This window comes from Paraburkholderia phenazinium (assembly GCF_900141745.1).
GTDB classification, from domain to species: Bacteria; Pseudomonadota; Gammaproteobacteria; order Burkholderiales; family Burkholderiaceae; genus Paraburkholderia; species Paraburkholderia phenazinium_B.
On the sequence record NZ_FSRM01000001.1, the window covers coordinates 2,795,167 to 2,816,520 of the forward strand.

Annotated in this window: 18 protein-coding genes; 12 read left to right on the forward strand and 6 right to left on the reverse strand. The window is 61.3% G+C overall.

Going from position 1 to position 21,354, the window contains the following annotated elements; genetic code table 11:
- Positions 1–71 precede the first annotated feature (71 nt).
- The 8 genes from BUS06_RS12685 to BUS06_RS12720 all read left to right on the forward strand — a co-directional run bounded on the left by BUS06_RS12685 (position 72) and on the right by BUS06_RS12720 (position 9,650).
- Complete coding sequence (locus BUS06_RS12685; RefSeq protein ID WP_074264569.1) at positions 72–1,211, forward strand: Gfo/Idh/MocA family protein; 1,140 nt, start codon at positions 72–74, stop codon at positions 1,209–1,211.
- Positions 1,212–1,322: 111 nt separating this feature from the next.
- The gene (alsB, locus tag BUS06_RS12690) at positions 1,323–2,270 is read left to right on the forward strand and encodes a D-allose transporter substrate-binding protein (protein ID WP_074264570.1); all 948 of its coding nucleotides are present in this window, start codon (positions 1,323–1,325) and stop codon (positions 2,268–2,270) included.
- 52 nt (positions 2,271–2,322) lie between these two features.
- Positions 2,323–3,831 carry a sugar ABC transporter ATP-binding protein gene (locus BUS06_RS12695; RefSeq protein WP_074266070.1) on the forward strand — a complete coding sequence of 503 codons (1,509 nt, stop codon included), beginning with the start codon at positions 2,323–2,325 and terminating at the stop codon, positions 3,829–3,831.
- 20 nt (positions 3,832–3,851) lie between these two features.
- The gene (gene alsC / locus BUS06_RS12700; RefSeq protein ID WP_074266071.1) at positions 3,852–4,841 is read left to right on the forward strand and encodes a D-allose ABC transporter permease; all 990 of its coding nucleotides are present in this window, start codon (positions 3,852–3,854) and stop codon (positions 4,839–4,841) included.
- A 102-nt stretch (positions 4,842–4,943) separates the two neighbouring features.
- Positions 4,944–5,981, forward strand: a complete 1,038-nt coding sequence (locus BUS06_RS12705; protein ID WP_074264571.1) for a hydroxyacid dehydrogenase — start codon at positions 4,944–4,946, stop codon at positions 5,979–5,981.
- Between the two features lie 9 nt (positions 5,982–5,990).
- Positions 5,991–6,956 (forward strand): hypothetical protein, encoded by a 966-nt coding sequence (locus BUS06_RS12710; RefSeq protein ID WP_143787511.1) that lies wholly within the window; start codon positions 5,991–5,993, stop codon positions 6,954–6,956.
- Between the two features lie 28 nt (positions 6,957–6,984).
- Positions 6,985–8,430: a DEAD/DEAH box helicase gene (locus BUS06_RS12715; RefSeq protein WP_074264573.1), complete on the forward strand. Its 1,446-nt coding sequence runs from the start codon at positions 6,985–6,987 to the stop codon at positions 8,428–8,430.
- A gap of 758 nt (positions 8,431–9,188) precedes the next feature.
- A complete protein-coding gene (locus BUS06_RS12720; RefSeq protein ID WP_074264574.1) occupies positions 9,189–9,650 on the forward strand; it encodes a CHRD domain-containing protein in 462 nt (153 codons plus the stop codon).
- A 33-nt stretch (positions 9,651–9,683) separates the two neighbouring features.
- Here BUS06_RS12720 and BUS06_RS12725 read toward each other — a convergent pair whose 3' ends face one another.
- Together BUS06_RS12725 and BUS06_RS12730 are read right to left on the reverse strand one after the other, a co-directional pair.
- The gene (locus BUS06_RS12725; RefSeq protein WP_074264575.1) at positions 9,684–10,376 is read right to left on the reverse strand and encodes a cytochrome b/b6 domain-containing protein; all 693 of its coding nucleotides are present in this window, start codon (positions 10,374–10,376) and stop codon (positions 9,684–9,686) included.
- Positions 10,377–10,436: 60 nt separating this feature from the next.
- Positions 10,437–11,759 carry a TIGR00366 family protein gene (locus tag BUS06_RS12730; protein WP_074264576.1) on the reverse strand — a complete coding sequence of 441 codons (1,323 nt, stop codon included), beginning with the start codon at positions 11,757–11,759 and terminating at the stop codon, positions 10,437–10,439.
- Between the two features lie 183 nt (positions 11,760–11,942).
- Between BUS06_RS12730 and BUS06_RS12735 the strand changes: the two genes are divergently transcribed.
- Entirely contained in the window at positions 11,943–13,004 is a 1,062-nt protein-coding gene (locus BUS06_RS12735) for an aldo/keto reductase (RefSeq protein WP_074264577.1), read from the forward strand.
- 103 nt (positions 13,005–13,107) lie between these two features.
- Here the strand turns inward: BUS06_RS12735 and BUS06_RS12740 are convergent, their stop codons facing one another.
- The 4 genes from BUS06_RS12740 to BUS06_RS12755 form a co-directional block, all read right to left on the reverse strand.
- Positions 13,108–14,295, reverse strand: coding sequence for a porin (locus BUS06_RS12740; RefSeq protein WP_074264578.1), 1,188 nt, complete (start codon positions 14,293–14,295; stop codon positions 13,108–13,110).
- A 366-nt stretch (positions 14,296–14,661) separates the two neighbouring features.
- Positions 14,662–15,687, reverse strand: a complete 1,026-nt coding sequence (locus BUS06_RS12745; RefSeq protein ID WP_074264579.1) for a LacI family DNA-binding transcriptional regulator — start codon at positions 15,685–15,687, stop codon at positions 14,662–14,664.
- A gap of 154 nt (positions 15,688–15,841) precedes the next feature.
- Complete coding sequence (locus BUS06_RS12750) at positions 15,842–16,639, reverse strand: glycosyltransferase family 2 protein (RefSeq protein WP_074264580.1); 798 nt, start codon at positions 16,637–16,639, stop codon at positions 15,842–15,844.
- A gap of 23 nt (positions 16,640–16,662) precedes the next feature.
- Positions 16,663–16,923, reverse strand: a complete 261-nt coding sequence (locus BUS06_RS12755; protein ID WP_074264581.1) for a phosphopantetheine-binding protein — start codon at positions 16,921–16,923, stop codon at positions 16,663–16,665.
- Positions 16,924–17,509: 586 nt separating this feature from the next.
- Here BUS06_RS12755 and BUS06_RS12760 point away from each other — a divergent pair.
- The 3 genes from BUS06_RS12760 (at position 17,510) to BUS06_RS12770 (ending at position 21,352) form a co-directional block, all read left to right on the forward strand.
- A complete protein-coding gene (locus BUS06_RS12760) occupies positions 17,510–18,166 on the forward strand; it encodes a COG4648 family protein (RefSeq protein WP_074264582.1) in 657 nt (218 codons plus the stop codon).
- A 70-nt stretch (positions 18,167–18,236) separates the two neighbouring features.
- A complete protein-coding gene (locus BUS06_RS12765; protein ID WP_074264583.1) occupies positions 18,237–20,222 on the forward strand; it encodes an AMP-binding protein in 1,986 nt (661 codons plus the stop codon).
- The gene (locus BUS06_RS12770) at positions 20,219–21,352 is read left to right on the forward strand and encodes an LpxL/LpxP family acyltransferase (protein ID WP_083611411.1); all 1,134 of its coding nucleotides are present in this window, start codon (positions 20,219–20,221) and stop codon (positions 21,350–21,352) included. Before BUS06_RS12765 ends, BUS06_RS12770 begins: the two co-directional genes overlap by 4 nt.
- Positions 21,353–21,354 lie beyond the last annotated feature (2 nt).

Consider the following 21,354-nt stretch of genomic DNA (forward strand, 5'->3'; position numbering starts at 1 on the left):
TTAAATAATACAAATTGTCGCCTGTTCCCTTCACTCGATATCGTACTTCCGTGAACAAAACGGAGAATCGAATGACGGAGTCGCTTCACGTCGCGATCATCGGCGCGGGCATGATGGGGGCGGTGCATACGCGCGCGGCGCGGCTCGCCGGAGCCACCGTATGCGGTATAGCCGCATCGAGCGAAGCCAGTGCGGTGGAGGCATCGGCGCGGCATGCTATCCCACGGGCGTATCGGTCAGCGGTTGAAGCAATCGAAGATCGCGCCGTGGATGTCGTGCACATCTGCACGCCGAATGCGAGCCATTTTCAGCTGGCGCTCGCGGCACTCGAAGCCGGCAAGCACGTGGTCTGCGAGAAGCCCCTCGCTACCACTGAACGTGATGCATCCGCGCTTGTTGTTGCGGCGCGCAAAAGCGGTCGCGTTGCGACGATTCCCTTTGTCTATCGTTACCATCCGATGGTGCGTGAAGCGCGCGCACTGGTTCAGGACGGAACTGTCGGCGCATTGCAACTGATCCACGGCAGCTATCTGCAGGACTGGCTTCTTGGCGCATCCGATACGAACTGGCGCGTCGACTCAGCCCAAGGTGGTGCGTCTCGCGCGTTTGCCGACATCGGATCCCACTGGTGCGATCTGATCGAATGGGTGAGCGGAGAGCGTTTTGCATCGGTCGCTGCGATCTTGCAAACCACTGTGGCGAGGCGCCCGACGCATACGGCGCGTACTTTCTCATCTGGCTCAGAGAGCACGGATAGCAAATCTGCCGCGACCGAAGCAGTGGTGACCGAAGACGTAGCGGGCGCGTTACTGCGTACGGCGAATGGAGTCCTCGCCACGTTGACCATCAGTCAGGTCTCAGCCGGACGCAAGAATCGGCTTTGGTTCGAAATCGACGGGGCGCGCGCGAGCGTCACCTTCGATCAGGAAGAACCCGAGCGGCTCTGGGTCGGTGCACGCGACGAAAGCCGGTTGCTGGTACGTGACCCTTCGCGCGGCAGCGCCGAACAACGTCGGCTCGCGACCTTGCCAGCCGGTCACTCACAAGGTTACGCCCAATGCTTTGAGGCATTCGTCGCCGACACCTACGCGACCATTCGTGGCGAGACGTGCATCGGTCTGCCAACTTTTGAGGATGGCTGGCGCTCGGCACGCATCGTCGAAGCAGTGCTCGCGTCGAGTCGAGAGGGACATTGGCAGGCCATCCATTAGTGCGTCAGGCGTCAACTCCCGCGCAAGACAGGAAACCCATGCAACAAAACACGCGGTACGGCTTTTTGTACCGAATAACGACCGCTTATGCGGCACATCAGGAGACGCAGAATGAATACGAAAAAACGCAACTTTCTTACGGCTGGCGCTGCAGCACTGGCCATCACGCTAACCGCCTGGACCCCTGCACACGCGGCTGACATCGCTATCGTGCTTAAGACCTTGTCGAACCCCTATTGGGTAGCAATGCGCGATGGTGTGCTCAAGGAAGCGAAATCCAAAGGCGTTACAGTGGACGTGTTCGCTGGCAATAGCGAGGACGATATTCAGGGGCAACAGCGGATTCTCGAAGACGCGCTGAACAAGAGCTACAAAGCCATCGGTGTGGCACCGACCACAGCGGTAAGTCTGGTTCAATCCGTTGCCAATGCAACGAAGAAGGGCATCTATGTCGTCAATATCGACGAAAAGATTGACCCGGGCCAGCTGAAAGCTGCAGGCGGCTCGGTCCTGGCCTTCATCGCGACCGACAACGTCGCACTCGGCAACAAGGCGGGCAACTTTATTGTCCAGAAGCTGGGCGCAGCGGGTGGCAAGGTTGCAATCGTTGAAGGTAAGGCCGGCAATGTGACGGGAGACGCGCGTCGTGACGGCGCAAAACAGGCTTTCGCAAAAGCTGCGAACGTGACGGTAGTTGCCAGTCAACCGGCCGACTGGGACCGCTCGAAAGCGCTCGACGTGGCGACCAATATTCTGCAACGGAATCCGGACCTGAAGGCGATTTACGCGGCCAACGACACGATGGCCCTTGGCGCGGTGCAGGCAGTCAAGAACGGCGACAAGCTTGGCAAGGTGATTGTCGTGGGCACCGATGGCGTACCTGAGGCGATCGATTCGGTAAAGCACGGTGAGCTGACTGCGACCGTTGCCCAGGATTCTGAAGCGATGGGTGCGAAGGCAGTCGACCTGCTGCTTGACGCCTTGAAAACGAAGCCCGCGATCAGCGCCGATACCGCACCGACCTTTTTCCCGATCGAATCGCACCTGGTGACCAAATGAGTCTCGCGTGGCGCCAGCGCGCGCCACGCTTCAGTCGCGGAGCGAAGTGAAGATGAACGAAGTTCTGGTGGAAGTGCGCGGTGTGTCGAAGGTATTTCCTGGCACAGTGGCGCTCAAGGACGTCAGCTTCGACGTCAGGGCTGGCGAAGTGCATGTGCTTCTGGGTGAAAACGGTGCGGGCAAGTCGACCTTGATGAAGCTGCTGAGCGGAATCTACGAGCCGACGTCGGGCAAGATCGTCGCAGGCGGTGTGGAGTACACGAAGCTTTCGCCGACGCTGTCCACTGAGCTCGGCATTTGCCTGATCTATCAGGAGCTAAGTGTTATCGACTATCTCAGCATCGAGGAAAATCTGTTCGTCGGGCGAATTCCAACTATACGACGCCTGGGCATTCCGGTGGTTGACCGTCGAACGATGCAACGCAAGGCGCGCGACGTATTGGCAAGCGTCGGCCTCGAGCGTGACCCGAATACGCTCGTGGGCGACCTCAGCATCTCCGAGAAGCAGCAGGTGGAAATCGCCAAGGCGCTGGCCAGCGAAGCGCGTTTGATCATCATGGACGAACCTACTTCGTCACTGACCGACACTGAGGTCGGCCGGCTTTTCGAAGTGATTGCTGAACTGAAGCGCCATGGTGTTGGCATAGTCTATATCTCGCACAAGCTAAAGGAGATTCCGATAATCGGAGATCGCGTGACGGTGCTAAAGGACGGACGTTACGTGGGTACATACGACGCCAGGGCCACCTCGACCGAGCGTCTTGTCTCGCTGATGGTGGGGCGCGAAATCGTCGATGGACGGCCGGGCGACGCAACGAGAGCCGCTGAAATCGTGTTCTCTGTGCGCAGTCTGTCCTCTCGTGATGGCAGGGTACGCGACGTCTCATTCGACGTACATCGCGGGGAGATCCTCGGCTTTGCCGGATTGATGGGGTCGGGCCGCAGCGAATTGATGGAGACCATTTTCGGGGTGCGTAGCAAGTCAGGCGGTCGCATGGCGCTGAACGGGCGCGACATTGTGGTTGATTCCCCGTATCAGGCGGTCAAGCAGGGGCTCGCTTTCGTTACGGAAGACCGCCGCGCGACGGGCTTCTTTCACAATCTGAGCATCGAAGAGAACATCTTCATCGCGCCTGCGTTACGCAGCACACGACGTGCGTTGTCGCTCGGCCGGATCGACCTTGGGCGGCAGCGTGAGCTTGGACTGATTTACAAGGATCGCTTACGGATTCGCTGCGCCACACCGACTCAAAACATCACCGAACTCTCCGGGGGAAATCAGCAAAAAGCGATTATCGCAAAGTGGCTCGCGGCGCAAAGCGATCTGTTTATCTTCGATGAACCGACGCGTGGGATCGACATTGGCGCGAAGTCCGAGATTTACGCAATCATGCGCACGCTCGCCAACGAGGGTAGAGCGATCCTGATGGTGTCGTCGGAGCTGCCGGAATTGATCGCGGTGTGTGATCGCATTGCAGTCTATCGCGACGGCACGGTGGCCGACACCCTTGTCAATGCCGACGCTACTGAGGAATCGATCATGAAGATCGCCACGTCATGAACAAACGGGAAGGGGACAAAATGAACCAGTCGAACACCTCGGGCTTGCCGCTCGAACGCGCGTCGCGGCGCGACTTCGCAAGCCTGTGGCAGAGCTACGGCACCTTCGGCATTCTGGTGCTCCTGCTTATTTTCTGCAGCATTGCCTCACCGCAGTACTTCCTGGCCCGGGAAAATCTCGTGCAGGTATTGCTGCAAAGCGCTGTGATGGTGTTGCTCGCTTGCGGCGTGTTTTTTACGATTCTGATCGCTGGAATCGATCTTTCGGTAGGGTCGGTACTGGCGCTCTCCGGCATGGTGATGGCCAAGCTGATGATGGCTGGAATGCCTGTCTGGCTGGCGGTACTGATCGGAGGTGTCGGCGTGGGCGCACTGCTGGGCGCTGTCAATGGCGCGCTGGTCAATCTCACGCAATTGCACCCATTCATCATCACGCTCGGCACTGCGGCGATCTATCGTGGAGTCACGCTGATCATTTCCGATTCGCGTTCAGTATTCGGTTTTGATCGAGGGTTTGGCGACGTCGTTGCAGGACGCGCGTTCGGTGTACCCGTGCCGATTATCATCGCCGCTGCAGTTGCCGGGTTCCTGTTCTTCATCACGCGATATACGAAACTCGGGCGTAACCTCTATGCGCTTGGCGGCAACGCGCAGGCAGCGTTCTATTCCGGAATCAGCGTCAAACTGCACACGCTCGTCGTATTCGTTATTTCAGGCTCGTGCGCGGGTATTGCCGGCATTGTCACGACCGCGCGAACTGGGGCAGCCGAGCCCAATGCGGGGATAGGGTTCGAAACCTTCGCCATCGCCTCGGCGATCATCGGCGGCACCAGCTTTTTCGGCGGGCGTGGGCAAATCGCAGGCGTAGTGATTGGTGGACTGATTATCGGCGTCATCAATAACATCCTGAACATCATGAATGTCGAGTCTTATTACCAGCAGATCGTGATGGGTGTCCTGATCATCGCGGCGGTAACGGCCGATAAGCTTTTCACGCGCCGCAGGCGCTAGCCCGTCGCCTTTGTTCGAGTGCGTGATCAGTATTACAGATTGTCCGTGTGATAACGCGGATTGGCGATACACGCGAACTACAGTTGTTTTTGTGGAGTTTCCATGAATCAGGCAGTCAAGCCCATGCGACTTTTCATTGCACCGGCGCCGCGCGCGGTCGCGGATATCTTTAGTGCTTCCGATCTTGCGCGGCTGCGCGACCTCGGTGAGGTCTACCTCCACGAAGATGGCGTCGTCGACGATGCAATCTTCGACGCACATGTGGTGCAGGCCGATATTGTCGTCGGCCAGTTCGATCTTCCTGTTGACCGGTTGAACCGGATGAAGAATCTGCGGGCCATTGTCAACGTGGAAGGTAACTTCCTGCCGAACGTCGACTATGCCCAGTGTTTCCGGCAGGGTGTCCGGGTCCTGAACGTGAGTCCCGTCTTCGCTGAGCCGGTAGCTGAGGCGGCGCTTGGCATGGCGATCGACCTGGCGCGTGGCATAAGCCAGGCGGACCGGCGCTTTCGCCACAATAGCGAGCAGTATGGCCTTGAGGCAAACCGTGACGCGTTTTCTCTCTACGAAGCACCCATAGGTTTCATCGGCATGGGCGATCTGGGACGCGCGATCTTGCCACTCGTCGCTCCCTTTCGCGGAACGGTGCGCGCATTTGATCCCTGGCTGCCAGCGGCCTACATCGAGTCGTTGGGTTGCCAGCCGGCGACGCTTGAGGATGTGCTGCGTGAGTCGCAGGTCGTTTTCGTAGTAGCTGGCGTAACGTCGCAAAATCAGGGCTTTCTGACACGCGAGCAGTTCATGTCCATGAGATCTGGCTCCGCATTTGTCCTCGTGAGCCGTGCTGGTGTGGTTGATTTCGATGCGATGCTCGACGTCGCCGGGCAGGGCCACATCCGGGTGGCAACCGACGTATTTCCTGTTGAACCATTGCCGAAAAATCACCGCGCACGTTCGCTGGACAACGTGCTGCTATCGCCACATCAGGCCGGAGCGCTTGACGCGGTGCTTCGCGAGATAGGCCGCAGGGCGCTGGCCGATATCGAACTGATCGCGCGTGGACTACCGCCAGTGATGTGCAAGATTGCGCAGCCGGAGACGGTGGGTCTGATGCGCAGCAAGCCAATCGAAAAGAGCTAGGACCGGTTGATGATTGGTGATATCTCTCATTTTCTGGCAACGCCTGACGAGAGCCGGCGGTCGCGACGGTCTCTGCGATGGATCTGCTTTCGTGGCTGGCAGGCGCTCGTTCTGACTCAGGATGAACTCGAATTGACGGTAGTGCCGTCAATTGGTGGGCGTCTGATAAGCATACGCCACGGAGGTGTGGAGCTCGCCTACGTCAGCGATGCCCTGGCTGGCAAAATGCCGGACGGCAGTGATGAGCAGTGGCGAGTCTTATGTGGTGAATGGGGCTTTCCATTATGGGGTGGGGGCAAGACGTGGGTTGCGCCGGAGTCGAACTGGCCTGATGGCGCGCCGCAGCGCGATCTCGATAGCGGACCCTACGGTGTGCTAGCCACATGGAACGGCATTGATTCGATGGGCGTGGAACTGGGCAGTGGTGTGTGCGGGCGAAGCGGGCTGCAGATTACCCGGCGCATCGAGCTTGCAGCAAACGGCGTCTGGACGACGGTGCATCGATTGATCAACCGCTCCGGCGAGATTCGTGAGTGCGGCATCTGGGATGTGTTGATGCTCCGGCGCCCTGGCTCGGTAAGCGTACGACTCGATCAAACCGGCGACCAATGGCGTGAGGCAATTGTGCCGTTTCCAGAAAAAGGACCGATAGGTGACGTACGTGGTTCGAGATTCCTGAGTTTCGCCGACGGCGTGCTATCAGCCCACTGCGACGACGCCATTGAGTTCAAGTTTGGTATCAACGCATCGGGCGGTGCTCTGGACGTTCGACTGATGCTACCGGAGGGTAACAAGCGTCTGCTGCGAAGCTTCGACGTAGTTGCTGATGCGCGGTACCTGCATGGCGCTCCGATGGAAGTGTTCAATGCACCGGCGCTGCCGTACTTTGAGATTGAATCGCATGGGCCGGCGCATACCTTGGAGGCTGGCGCTGCATGTGAATTGCGAGTTAAGGAATGGGTTTCGTCGCGCTAGAATTGCGGCTTTAGCCCGGAATACGCCGATGTCTTTTGCCTCGCTTGGCCTGATCGATCTCTTGCTGCGTAATGTACAGGACCTCAATTACCAGACACCTACGCCGGTGCAGGCCAAGGCGATTCCTGCTGTGCTCAGTGGCAAGGACGTCATGGCCGCGGCACAGACCGGCACTGGCAAGACGGCGGGTTTTGCGCTGCCGCTGTTGCAACGGCTAGCGCAACACGGCCCGGCGGTGTCCAGCAACCGCGCACGTGTTCTGGTGCTGGTGCCCACGCGTGAACTGGCCGAACAGGTGCTGCAAAGCTTTATCGATTACGGCAAAGGCCTCGACTTACGATTTCTGGCCGCCTACGGCGGCGTCAGTATCAACCCGCAGATGATGAAGTTGCGCAAAGGCGTGGATGTGCTCGTTGCCACGCCGGGCCGTTTGCTAGATCTCAATCGCCAGAACGCAGTGCAGTTTGATCAAGTACAAACGCTGGTGCTGGATGAAGCCGACCGCATGCTGGATCTGGGCTTTGCGCGTGAACTCAACGCTGTCTTTGCTGCCTTGCCCGCTCAGCGCCAGACACTGCTGTTCTCCGCCACGTTTACCGATGACATCCGCGCCATGGCGGCGGACATTCTGCGCGGCCCGGTCAATATCAGCGTCAGCCCGCCCAATGCCACGGCCGCCAGGATCAAGCAGTGGGTGGTGCCGGTGGATAAAAAGAACAAGCCTGACCTCTTCATGCACCTTGTGGCTGAGAACAAGTGGGAGCACGCGCTGGTGTTCGTCAAAACCCGCAATGGCGTGGATTACCTCGCGGCCATGCTGGACGAAGCGGGCTATGCGGTCGACACCATCCACGGCGACAAGCCGCAATCCGCGCGCCTGCGTGCGTTGGAGCGCTTCAAGACGGGCGAAGTACCTATGCTGGTCGCCACCGATGTGGCGGCGCGAGGGCTGGATATCGACGACCTGCCGCTGGTGATCAACGTTGATCTGCCGATCGTGGCGCAAGACTATGTGCATCGCATTGGCCGTACCGGTCGAGCGGGCGCTAGCGGCGTGGCGGTGTCCCTTGTGTGTGCCGATGAAGCGCCGCAACTGGCCGCGATTGAAGCGCTGATCCGCCAAACGCTGCCTCGTGAAGAAGAGCCGGGTTTTGAAGCCGAACACCGCGTGCCGCAAACTAGCGCGACGGGCCAGATCATCAAGAAACCGAAAAAGCCCAAGAAGCCGAAAGCGCCGCAAGCTGCGCCGGGCGGCATGGCAGTGTTTGGCAAAAAACCGCGCCCGCAAAGTGGTGAAAACGAACACAAACCTGCGGCGCAGCGCGCTGTGGCCGCGGGTAAAGGCACGAGCTTGTCTAGCGGTAACCCATTCGGCGTGCAGAAGCCACGCAGCAAACCCGCCAGCAAACCAGCAGCGGGTTCTCGTAAGCCGGCTGGCAAACCCGCTGGTGGCCGCGCCAAACGCCAACCCTGATCCTTGGGGTGAGTGACGCCAGCCTTGGAACGGGCTGGCGGTTCGCGGACCGCTGGCAGGCAGCGGCGCAGCTTCGGCGTGCATCAGATCGTCGGGGATCGGCGCACTGAACTCAAGATCGACAGCAACTTCGGAGCCGAACGGACGTTGACATCGTGCGTAGCGAGTGTCCGGTCGAGGTCTGGCTGGGATGCCGCAGCATGCGCCGCAGCAGCCGGACCGGAGCAGGAAACCGGACATTTCTAAAAAGCTCTTACATACATACAAAGGTTCGATAATTTATCTTATGTCAAATTGACTTTTCAACGGAAGCTATTCACAAAACGTGCTTCGGAGCCTCATCCAGTTTGAAGCGGCCGAAAACCCCGCCGGTCTCTCACGTTTCGTATCCATACGGAAATGAAGTGATTGATTTTCGCAAGCTGAGGCAAGCGAGCCGACAGCGCAGATTGAAGAGCGCGACGCGACATCGACGCGCAGCCAGCGACGGCAACGCCGACAGGTAACACATCTACCTGTGAACCTGACCGAGCCAATGGAAACTGCGCGCCATTAGTAACATCAGCGTTCAAAACCTTCCGCTGCAGCCGCGCCCTCACCTAAGCCCTTTTCCCCAACCCATCCCACCTGGTGTTACCGCCCGCTTATGTCTATGCTTCCTTAACCCCTTGGCCACTCGCAGCGCCAACGACGCTTCCGCGCCAAACGAAGCCGTCCAAAGCCCAGCAAGGGGGAAAACCTAAAACGGAGAAAACCCAATGACAGTATCGATCTCGCGGCGCGCCATTCTGCTGTTCACCGGTCTCGCACTCTCGGGCACGCTGTCGCTCGCGCAAGCGGCGCCGGTCTCATTTACCGTACCGCTCACGGGCGACCAGCAGGTGCCTCCGGTGCAAACTCCCGGCAGCGGCACCGCCAATCTCACGTACGACTCGAGCACCCACGTCGTGACGTGGAACATCACCTTCAGCGGTTTGACGAGCCCAGCCACCATGGCGCATTTTCACGGCCCGGCTCCTGCCGGTAAAAACGCCGGCGTGAAGGTGTGGATCTCGCAGAAAGGCAATATGTCCGTGACGAGTCCGCTCAGCGGTCAGGCAACCTTGTCCGCGGATGACGCCCAGATTTTCGAAGCCGGCAATATGTACATCAACGTCCACACCAAGACCAACCCGGGTGGTGAGATCCGCGGCCAGGTCATGCCGCCGAAGGGTAACTGACGCACCGCGCTTCAGCCATAGCAGCAGACGTGGTCAGAGATAGGCCGCAAGCAGCACCACCACCGCAGCGCCAATCGCAAGCGGCAGCAGTGCCAGCACCGCTGGCCGCTGCCGCGGTGCGGCAATATTCGAAGGCAACGCCTTATAGCCCGTCAGCATCGGGCGCAGCAGGTTGTGCCGCTTCACCACGGCGTAGAGTGCGATCACCAGCACATGCAGTGCGACCGCCGCCAGCAACACATCCCACACCACTCCATGCAGCGTGGAAATCGCACTGGCGATCCAGGCGGGCACCCATTCGCTCAACGGACCCTCGTCCGCGACCTCGTTGTACACGTACAGGCCGCTTAGCGTCTCAAGCAGGAGCAGGACGAGCAGCAACAAGACCATCCATCCGCCGGCCGCGTTATGGCCCACCTGATCGTCCGGCTCGCGGCGAAACAGGTGCGACAGATGCCGCACCGCGGCCGCCGGTGACGCCACAAAATTTCTGAAGCGCGCCGTATCGCTGCCGAAGCAGCCCCACAGTAACCTGAACAGCAGCAACGCGAGCAGCGCTTCGCCGGCCCGCACATGCCAGTCGATCAGATTCAGCTTCAAGGTCGTATAAGCGGCCGCAACCAGTACCACCATCAACCAGTGAAACAGGCGCGTCGGCGCATCCCACACAAGTACGCGGCGACGACCCGGTTGTCCCGGCGGCGAAACGGGTTCGTCGGCGTTCATGAAGTTGGGCCTCCCCAGTGAAGCGGCCAGCAGCAACAGCAATCCGGATGCCACAGAAATCTAGAAGAGATAAAGCCCCGCGACAAACACCACGCCCGAGAACAGCAGCGCCGTTACGCAATATCCCATGATGTCGCGCACGCCAAGGCCGGCAATCGCCAGCGCAGGAAGCGCCCAGAACGGCTGCGCCATATTGGTCCACGCCTCGCCGTAGGCGATCGCCATTGCTGACTTTCCGAGGTCGGCATGCAGCGCCTGCGCGGCCGGCATGACGAAAGGCCCCTGCACCACCCAATGGCCGCCGCCGCTCGGCACGGCAAAATTGATTACCGCTGAACTGAGGAACGCGAGCAGCGGGAACGTATGCACGTTGGCAATCTCCACGAACCATGTGGTGATGATGCCGGCCAGTCCCGAGTGATCCATCAATGCCTGAATCCCGGCGTAAAACGGAAACTGGATCATGATCGCGGAAGCGCCCTTCGCTGCCGCGCCCACCGCGCGCGCGTATGCCATCGGCGTCTTGTGCAGCACCATGCCGGCGGCGAGGAACACCAGGTTCACGGTATCGATGTCGAGCGTAAACCCCTTCTGCACCGTACGCACCACCAGATATACCGCACACACCAGCGCTACCAGCAACGCCAGCACGCGGCTTTCCTCGAGCCGTTCGGCAAGCGTTGCATCAGCCGGAAGCTTTCGTTCGACGGATGGCGGGTCTTCGAGCAGCGCCGGGTCTACCGCCACGACATCCTCGGGTTTGGGCATCATCAGCCGCGCGAGGATCGGCAGCAGCACGATCAGACCAAACGTGATGAAGGCGTTGTAGCCGGTGAAGATCGTGTGCGAGACAGGAATCAGTCCAATGGTCTTTTCCATCGGATTGCCCTTGGTGGCCGCAACCAGTGGCACCGACCCGGACAGCCCGCCGTGCCACGTGAGGAAGCCCATATATGCAGATGCCACGAGCAAACGGTAGTCGGTGCCCTTCACGCGCCGCGCGACTTCGCGCGCCAGCATCGCACCGAGCACGAGGCCGAAGCCCCAGTTGATGGCGCATGCAATCGCGCCGCAAAACGCCACCAGCATGACGCCTTGCGCAGGCGTGCGGGCCGAACTTGCCAGTGCGATCAACAACCGCTTCACCGGGCCAGAACTGGCGAGCGCATGACCGGTCACCAGAATCATGGCCATTTGCATCGAGAAGGCCAGCAGGTTCCAGAAACCGCCGCCCCACATCGTCACCAGTTCCGCCGGCGCTTTCGGCGTCAAGGCAAAGGCCAGCACGAACGTTGCAATCGTCAGGAAGATCGCAAAGATCAGCGGGTCAGGCAGCACGCGATGCACCACCTGAGTAAAAAAGCGCGAGATACGCTGAATCAACTGTCTACTCCTCGTCACCAATGATATTTTTAACGGGCGGTTTAAATCTTGCGCCGGATTGCTTTGGCCGCGTCTTTTCCGCCCACTTCCCCGGCCGCGATTCTTGCATGAAACGAGGGGTTTTGCTGCGACGCAGGCACGCGCCCTGCGTCGCGGCGTGTCTACATAGGAGATTGTCTGATCATGGAATATCGTCAACTCGGCCGTTCCGGCCTCAAGGTGTCGACCGTCACGCTCGGCACGATGACAATGGGTGGCAAAGGAAAATTTGCGAGCGTCGGTGAAGTGGGCCTCGAAGAGGCGCGCCGGCAGATCGATATGTGCCTCGAAGCCGGCGTCAACCTGATTGACACGGCCGATGTCTATTCGAACGGCGCGTCGGAGGAGATCGTCGGCGCGGCGCTCGGCGGCAAGCGCAAAGGTGGCGTGCTGATCGCCACCAAGGCGCGCTTTCCAATGGGCGACGGCCCGAACGATCGCGGCCTGTCCCGGCATCATCTGATCGAGGCGTGCGAGGCGAGCCTGCGGCGTCTCAAGACGGATGTGATCGACCTCTATCAGGTGCACGAGTGGGATGGTCTCACGCCGCTCGAGGAGACGCTCGAGGCGCTCGATATGCTGGTGCGGCACGGCAAGATCCGTTACGTCGGCTGCTCGAACTACTCCGCCTGGCATCTGATGAAGGCGCTGCACGTGAGCGAGCGGGACCGCCTGCCGCGTTTCGTCAGCCAGCAGATCCACTACACGCTCGAGGCGCGTGAAGCGGAATATGAACTTGCGCCGCTCGCGCTCGATCAGGGCCTCGGCATTCTGGTTTGGAGTCCGCTAGCCGGCGGTCTGTTGTCGGGCAAGCATCGCCGCGACACGACGCCGGAAGGCACGCGCCAACTCGCGGGCTGGACCGAACCGCCGATCCGCGATCAGGACCGCCTCTGGAACATCGTCGACGCTCTCGTCGAGATTGCCGGCGAGCTCAATATCTCCGCCGCCCAGGTCGCGCTGGCGTGGACACTGGGACGTCCGGCAGTCGCTTCGGTGATCATCGGCGGGCGCAACGAGAAGCAGTTGCGCGACAACCTCGGCGCGGCCGACGTCAAGCTGAGCGATGCGCAGCGCGAGCGGCTCGATCAGGTCAGCGCCCCTCCTCTGCTCTACCCCTACTGGCATCAGCTGCAGACCGCCAGTGACCGCCTTGGCGCGGCCGATCTGTCGCTGCTGGGGCCGCATCTGAAGAAGAAGGCGTAGGCAAACTGCCGCTGGAGCCGCACGCAAAACAAAAGCCGGCCGCCAGCTCCCGCTGGCGACCGGCTTTTTATACTGCCCGGTTTGCGCTATCCGCGCGCCCCGCTCAGAACTTGTGGCGCAGACCGAGGCTGACCAGTTCCTGAGTGTTGGTACCGCCGTAGCCATACGAGCCCACGGAAGCCTGCGCAGCCACGATACCCGTACCTGCTGCGTCAAGCGTATCGCCGCTGGCGTGCTGCCATGCGCCCACCAGATACACATCGGTGCGCTTCGACAGGTTGTAGTCCGCGCCCACCGAAACCTGGTGGTACGTCGCGCCCGTCTCGCCGCTCGACTTCGTGTAGCTGTAGCCCACGCCCAGCAGCATCGCCGGGGTCAACTGGTAGTCGAGGAAGCCTTGTCCGGTGTTGAACTTCTCCGTCGAGGCAAATGCCGACTGTCCGTCCGCCTTGTACTGCGCATTGCTGTAGCCTGCGCCGAACGTGAACGGACCGGCCACATACTGGGCCGCAACGCGCGCGATATTGATCGACTTGGCGCTCTGCAGGCCGAGGTTGATCAGCGAACCGTCAAAGGTGCCGTCAGACGTGCTGGCCCAGCCCGAGCCGGTGGCCGTCGAGGCGCGCACGAGACCGTCGGTCGTTTCATTGTCGGCAACGAAGTAACCGGCGGCCACCGAAATCGGCCCGTTGCTATACGACGCGGCTGCCGACCAGGTCTGTCCCGAACCCGTCTGTCCGGCCACGCCACCCAGCGCATACATACCTTCGACCTGGAAGCCCGAGAACACCGGCGACACGTACTTGATCGCGTTGCTGGTACGCGAGCTGTTGTCGTAGTTGTCGACGTCACCCGCAGTCGCGAAGGTGCTGCCGAAATAGTTGTCAGCCGTGATGCCTTGTACGAGGTCGACGAGCGGATCGTACTGGCGACCCAGCGTGAACGTGCCGTACTGGTCTGCGCTCAAACCGACGAATGCCTGACGGCCGAATTCGCGGCCGCCCTGTGCGAGGCCGCCCGTGCTCGGGTTAAAGCCGTTTTCCAACTGGAAAATCGCCTTCAGACCGCCGCCCAGATCTTCGGAACCCTTCAGGCCCCAACGGGTGCCCGACAGGTCGCCATTGCTGGCGTTGCCGACCGACCATTGGTTCTGGCCAGCCGCATTGGCGTTATGGATGAAAGTAACGGCGGTATCGATCGTGCCGTAAAGGGTTACGCTGCTTTGTGCATGGGCCGCACCAGCAGCGCCCAGCAGTGCGAGAGAGAGCGTGGACAGCGTTATTCTTTTCATCATTTCTCCGTGCAGATGAACGATTGGTTATTGCGAAAAGGACAATAACGCGCCGGACTCTTCCGGGACACTGAAAAAAATTTCTGTCGTAAAAAGTCTACAAGGGCTGAAAGCCTTTCCCTGTAAGGCTTTGCCGGACTATTGCTGGAGGAGAAATACTCATTTGATGCAAAGGAGGGTATTGATTCATCGTTGACGGGATTGCAATAGATGGCCCGTTATCCGCTTGATTCTTTCATATCCAGACAAGAAAGCTGGCTGGAATGTTCAGGTGATTTTAAAATGACTCTGCAATTAGCCGCTTAATCCATTTCTCAACGCATGTTCGTGAGTTATTTTTATGAACCCATTTTCAGGCTTTAAAACTCACTCCGCCGCATTCTGCGAACGCCGGTAATGAATATGCGCGGGGACCTTTAGCGAATCGGGATGTGCATTGCCTTCCAGCATCGAAAACACGCAGTGCAAGCTGTGTTCGGCGAGTTGCCGGCTGTCCTGGACGATGGCGTCGATGGCGAGCGGCAGGCAGTCGAGCAGCGGATGATCGTCGAACGACATCAGCCGGCCCGGCGCCTGCGCCAGCTTGTGCGCCTCGCTCATGAACGACAGCGCGCCCTCGAGCAGGGTAATCGAGCCGGCGAACAGCGCCTGCGGATAGCGCCCGTGCGTCTTGAACCAGTCCTGCATCAGCGCGCGGCCGGATTCGCGCTGGAAGTCGCGCTGGTGAACCCAGTCGGGCTGCTCGCTCAGGCCGTTCGCCGCCAGCGCCTGACGGTACCCGGCGAGCCGGTCGCAGCTTGCCGACAGTTCCGCCTGGCCGCCGAAGTACACCACTTCGCTCGCGCCCTGCTTCAGCGCGTCGCCCACCAGCGTGGCGACGATTTCGGTCGCATCGGTGACCACATAGGGAATTTCGCTCTGCTCCACCCGGCGATCGGCGAACACGAGCGGCAGGCGCTTTACCCACTTCTGGTAGCGCTCCGGATCGGCGGTGCACGGCACGACCACGAGCCCGTCCACCTGATGCGAAACCAGGTGCGCAATCCCTTCGGTTTCGCGGACCGGATCTTCGTCGCTGGTCACCACTACCAGCTGATAGCTGTATTGCTCGCGGCATCGCCATTCCATCGCCTGGGCCAGCGCGGAGTGCACGGAGTTGGTGAGGTCGGGAATCACGAGGCCGATCGTGTTGCTGCGGCGCGAGCGCAGCGCGCGCGCCGACTTCGACGGCGTGAAATTGTGCTCTTTGGCGACCTGAAGCACGCGCTCGACGGTGGCCGCCGAGATGCGATAGCGCTCGGCATAGCCGTTCAGCACCATGCTCGCGGTGGTGCGGGACACGTTCGCCAGACGGGCGATGTCGTCAATGGTCAGACGCTCGAACTGGGACACGCGGGCTTCCTCGCGGCAGGGTGTTGACGACGATGATATCCGTGCCGGATGGTACTACGGGGACGCGGCGCTGAAAACGTGCTGGCTGATCCGCACAAGCCGGAAAGTCAATGCAGGGACAACGGCGAGGTCGATTGCGCGATCGATTGCACAGCTAACTGCTGCGCTGCTCGAGACGCTGGTCGAGGCGCTGTTTGAGCCGCTGCGGCACCAGCACCGGCAAGCGCAACAGGAAACCGCAGAAGAGCCGCAGATGCATCCACGACAGCAGCAGGTTGTCGCGCAGGTAGTTGAAATGCGATACGCCACCTTCGTCGGCGCGGAAATAGCGCACCGGCGCTTCGATCCTGATGGGCCGCACGCCTTCCCAGCACAGACGCACCGCCGCTTCCGGATCGAAGTCGAAGCGCCGCATCCACACATGGCGGCTCATCACCTCGCGCAATGGCTCGACCGGGTACACGCGAAAACCGTAGAGCGAATCGCCGATGCCTGACCACAGGGTTTCAAGGTTGGCGCAGGCATTGGACAGACGCCGCCAATACACGCGCAACCAGGGCGCTTTCGAATCGAACTTCGGCAAGCCCAGCACCATGGCGCCGGGGTGTGCCTGCGAAGTGGCCATGAAACTCGCGATCAGATAGGCGGGGTGCTGGCCATCGGAATCCATCGTGAGAACGTGCGTGAAACCGAGGCTGGACGCTTGTGCAAGTCCGGTCAGCACGGCCGCCCCTTTGCCCTGATTGTGCGGCAGCACGATTACGCGCAAGCCCTCGTCGTGTTCGGCCATCGCCTGCAACCGTTGGGCACTGTCGTCCGTGCTGCCGTCGACGATCACCCAGACGGGGTTCCAGTTCTCGCGCGCACTGCGCACGGTCTCATAGACCTTTTCGCCAGGGTTGTAGCTCGGAATCATGACCACGTGGGTCGACGATGGGCGGAGTGTGCGCATGGCAAACAGCAGGTTGAGCGCGGCTAGCGGATGCGATGGGTCGCCACGTACGCAGCGAGCGCGCCGAGCGTCGCGAAGATTTTCTCGTTGTCCGGGTTGTCCGAACGCAGTTCGAAGCCGTACTTCTTCGAAATCAGCAGCGCGATTTCGAGGATATCGATCGAGTCGAGTCCGAACCCTTCGCCGTATAGCGGAGTGTCGGCCGTCACCGTGTCGAGTTGCACGTCTTCGAGATTCAGTTCGCCGACGATCATCGCGGCCAGCTCTTCTTCCAGTTTATTCATTGCCTTGGTGTGCCGGAGATCAACGCCAGTGGAAGGGGTGCAGAACGGCCCGTATCGGGTCCCTGCGCCGCTCCTCCTGGCTGGCGCATGGGCAGGCCCTCTAACCCCGTCGCAGCGGCGATCTGCCCGCTGTCTTCGAGTTTGTAAAGTGTGGGGCGATTCTAGACGAAGCCATCCCCGGTCGTATACGGGCAAAGGGTTACATGAAGTTTTGGGCCGGCATGCGTCTTTTGTAAGGCCATGAAAGGCAAAACCCGTCGCGGACCTCGCCCGGGACGGACGGTACGCTAGAATTGCGCCCGCCGCGTGCGCGGCCGGGGTCAAACAAACAGTTACAAAAGCGGGTGCGAACCCCGTGTGCCCGGGCGGGTCTTTAACAGGTCCCCTGCGGGAATGAAAAATGCGTGATGACGGGTATGCCGAGGACAAACGGCGACCATTCATGTGATGAAAGAACCGGCCAGGCGTCGTGCAAGACAGCGGACGAACTGGCTTTAAAAATACCCCTACTTATGCAGCACATTGTCCTTATTCCTGACTGGTATCGCGGGGCGAGCGCGCCGGCGGCTCGTCGAGGGAGGTCGTCGTGGCTCAGCTAAAGCGTATCGTGAGCGGCGCGGCGACGGTCGGCGTGATCGCGGCATGCGAGCTCGGCACGCACTACGCGGCTAGCACGCCGGGCGCGCAAGGCTTCGGTCTGGCCGTCGTCCTCGCACCGCTTCTGTTGCTGACGTTGGCCGCCGCGGCCCGCTCGGCGCAGCGTGCCTGGTTGCTGCCGGGCTGGGTCTGCGGCTGCGTGGCGTTGTGGTTTGCGCGCGCGCCGCTCGTGCGTCACTTCGAATGGGGCGCTTATTTTGAGCACCTCGCCGTCACCCTTATCATGGCGTTCGCATTCGGGCGCACGCTCGCGGCGGGCCAACGCCCCCTGTGCAGCCAGTTTGCCGCGCTGGTGCATGGCAAACTGACGCCGGCCATTGCTCATTACACCCGCCGGATCACGGTTGCCTGGACCGCGTTCTTTCTGGGCATCGCGGCCCTCTCGACACTGCTGTTCGTTGCGGCGCCGGTGGTTGTGTGGTCAACCTTCGCCAACTACATGACGCTGCCGCTGGTGGCCGCGATGTTCGTCGCGGAACATGCATGGCGGCGCGTCGCGTTGCCGGACGTGCAGCGTCCCAGCATGGTCGCCACGGCGCGCGCCTACCGGCATACGATGCACGGCCGGGCCGGACGCGCACAATGAATCCGGTTCAACCTCCGCGCAGCCTTGAATGGCGTAGCGCGGAGCCACGGTAACTGCCCTGACTGACGTTATGCCGAGCTTTCCTTTGTTGTTCCACTCGTCGTCTGAACAGACGATTGCCTGGCGCGACGGCACGCCGGTCTCCGTACGCGAGTTTCTCGCCGACGTGGCGGCCCTCGGGAAGGCACTGCCGGCCGGTGGCCATGTGTTCAACATGTGCACGGACCGCTATCGTTTCGCGGTCGGCCTTTGCGCGGCCCTGGTGGCAGGCAAGATCAGCCTGCTACCTTCCGCGCATACGCCGGAAGCGGTGCGCCAGCTGGCGTCGTTTGCTCCCGATACTTTTTGCCTGCACGATGCCGCCGACTGCGCCGTGGAATTGCCGCGCTTCCGGTTTCCGTCGGCAGGTATTGCTGCGCAGTCCTGTGGGTCTTCCAGCAAGGATTCCTCAGCTGGTTTAGCGGACTCCGCGACCCTCTTCCCCGCTGCTGCAGAAACCGTCGTGCCGCAAATCGACGCGACGCGTGTCATGGCTTATCTGTTCACCTCCGGTTCGACCGGCGCGCCGGTCCCGCATGGCAAAACATGGGGTAACCTGGTGCAGTGCCTGCGCACTTCGGCGGACCGTCTCGGCCTGTTCGGGATGGGTGCCTGCACGCTGGTCGGCACGGTGCCGCCGCAGCACATGTACGGTTTCGAGACCACCGTGCTGCTGGCGTTGATCGGCGGCTTTGCGTTCAGTAACCGCCAGCCGTTCTATCCGGGCGATGTCGCCGCCGAACTCGCTGCCGTCCCGCAGCCGCGGGTGCTGGTCACTTCGCCGGTTCACCTGCGCGCGTTGATGCTGTCCGACCAGGCGATGCCGCCGGTCTCGCTGATGTTGTCCGCGACTGCGCCGCTCACGCAGGAACTGGCGCGCACCGCCGAGGCACGTATCGGCGCACCGTTGCTTGAGATTTATGGCAGCACCGAAAGCGGCCAGATCGCAACGCGCCGTACCGCGCAGGGAGCCGCCTGGGATCTCTATCCGGGCATCAGCCTGGAGACGCGGCGCAGCGGCGATGCTCAAGATACGAGCGGCGAAAGTGAAGGTGAGCCACGAGACGGCGACGCTACGGTCTGGGCGTCCGGTGGTCACCTCGAAGCGCCGTTACCGCTGGGCGACGCAATCGAACTGCTCGATGCCGGCCGTTTTCTGCTGCATGGCCGTAAGGGCGATCTCATCAATATCGCCGGAAAGCGGACCTCGCTGGGTTATCTGAATCATCAGTTAAACGAAATATCTGGCGTGGTCGATGGTGTGTTCTTCATGCCGGACGAACCTGCCGCTGCGCTTGCGGACACCGCCGACACCGCGGGCACTTCGGGCATCACCGGCGCAGGGCGCGACGAGCAGGTGACGCGTCTGACTGCGTTTGTGGTGGCGCCCGGCCTTGCGCCCGCCGATCTCCAGCGTGCGCTGCGCGAACGCATCGACGCCGCATTCATGCCGCGCCCGCTGTACTTCGTGGATGCGCTGCCGCGCAACGCAACGGGCAAGCTGCCGCGTGATGTGCTGACGGCGCTAGTGGCTCAACAGGCTCAACAGGCTCAATCGACGCAACAGATGCAAGGGATGCAACAGGCCCGGAAGGCACAACACGTTCGGCACGCGCAACCGGCAGCCGCTGCGTCGTCCGCAAGCCCGGCCGCCGGCGCGCGCCCCGCCACCTCAACGATTCGCTTCACCATCGCCCCCGACCACCCTGCCCTCGCCGGACACTTTCCCGGCCAGCCGATCGTCCCCGGCGTGGTGTTGCTCGACCACGCCATCAGCGCGATCGGCACCGCGCTGAACCGGTCGCTCGATGCCTGCCGCCTGCGTTCCGCCAAATTTCCAGGTCCGGCTACACCGGGCACACCGCTCGATCTGAGCTTCGAGATCACGGCGAGCGGTGCCATCCGCTTCACCATCAACGCCGCAACCCGCGTCGTGGCGAGCGGCCTGCTGGCTGGCATGGAGCCAGCCGCCCCGGCCACGCCAGTAGCTCCAGCAACCGAGGCGGTGTGCTCATGAAACGCCCCGCCTGGACCCAACGCAAGGAGCGCAGCAACATTCCGCTGATGCGCCTCATGACGTGGCTGTCGCTACGCCTCGGCCGGCGCGTAAGCCGTATCGTGCTCTCGCCTGCCAGCGCCTATTTCATGCTGTTTTCCCCGGCCGCATGCAAAGCGTCGCGTGCTTATCTCACGCGCGCCCTCGGACGGCCGGCGACCTGGCTCGACGTCTGGCGGCACCTGATCGTGTTCGGTGCGACCATCCACGACCGCATCTATCTGCTCAACGACCGCTTCGACCTGTTCGACCTGCGCGTGCACGGCAGAGAAGTCATGCGCGACACGCTGGCCGAAGGGCATGGTGCGTTCCTGATGGGTGCGCATCTGGGCAGCTTCGAAGTCATGCGGGCGCTCGGGCGTACCCAGCCGAATCTGCGGGTCGCCATCACGATGTATGAGGACAACGCGCGCCGGACTAACAAGATCCTTGCGTCCATCAACCCGGCGGCGAAGCAGGCCGTGATCGGCCTGGGACAGGTGGATTCGATGCTCAAGGTTCGTGAGCATCTCGACACCGGCAGCATGATCGGCATTCTCGCCGACCGCACCATACTGGGTGACGCCCGCGATTCAATGCGCTGGGTCGATTTTCTCGGCGCGCCCGCTGCGTTTCCGCTCGGGCCGCTGCATATGGCGGCCATGCTCAAACGCCCGGTCATCTTTATGACCGGACTGTATCGCGGCGGCAACCGCTACGATATTCACTTCGAAACGCTGGCGGATTTTTCCAGGGTAGAGCGCGGCAAACGCGGCGCCGAGGTGCAGGCCGCCTTGACGCGCTACGCGGCATTGCTCGAAAAACATTGCCGCGCTGCGCCGTACAACTGGTTCAACTTCTTCGATTTCTGGCACGCCGAGCCGATTCCCGACGGCGCAGCCGCGAGTGGACCGCAGACCGTTGCTGCGACGAGGGTCGAGGTCGAGACCGCGCCCGAAGTGGCGGCCACGGTGCAAACTCAGCCACGCGGTGAAGCCACGGCCGAACCCGTCGCCCGGCAGGCGAGCCGGAGGCTCGCGACACCGTTGGTGTCCAGCGCCGATCTCACCGCGATCAATACGACGATCACCACCACGAGCAGGAATACCTGACG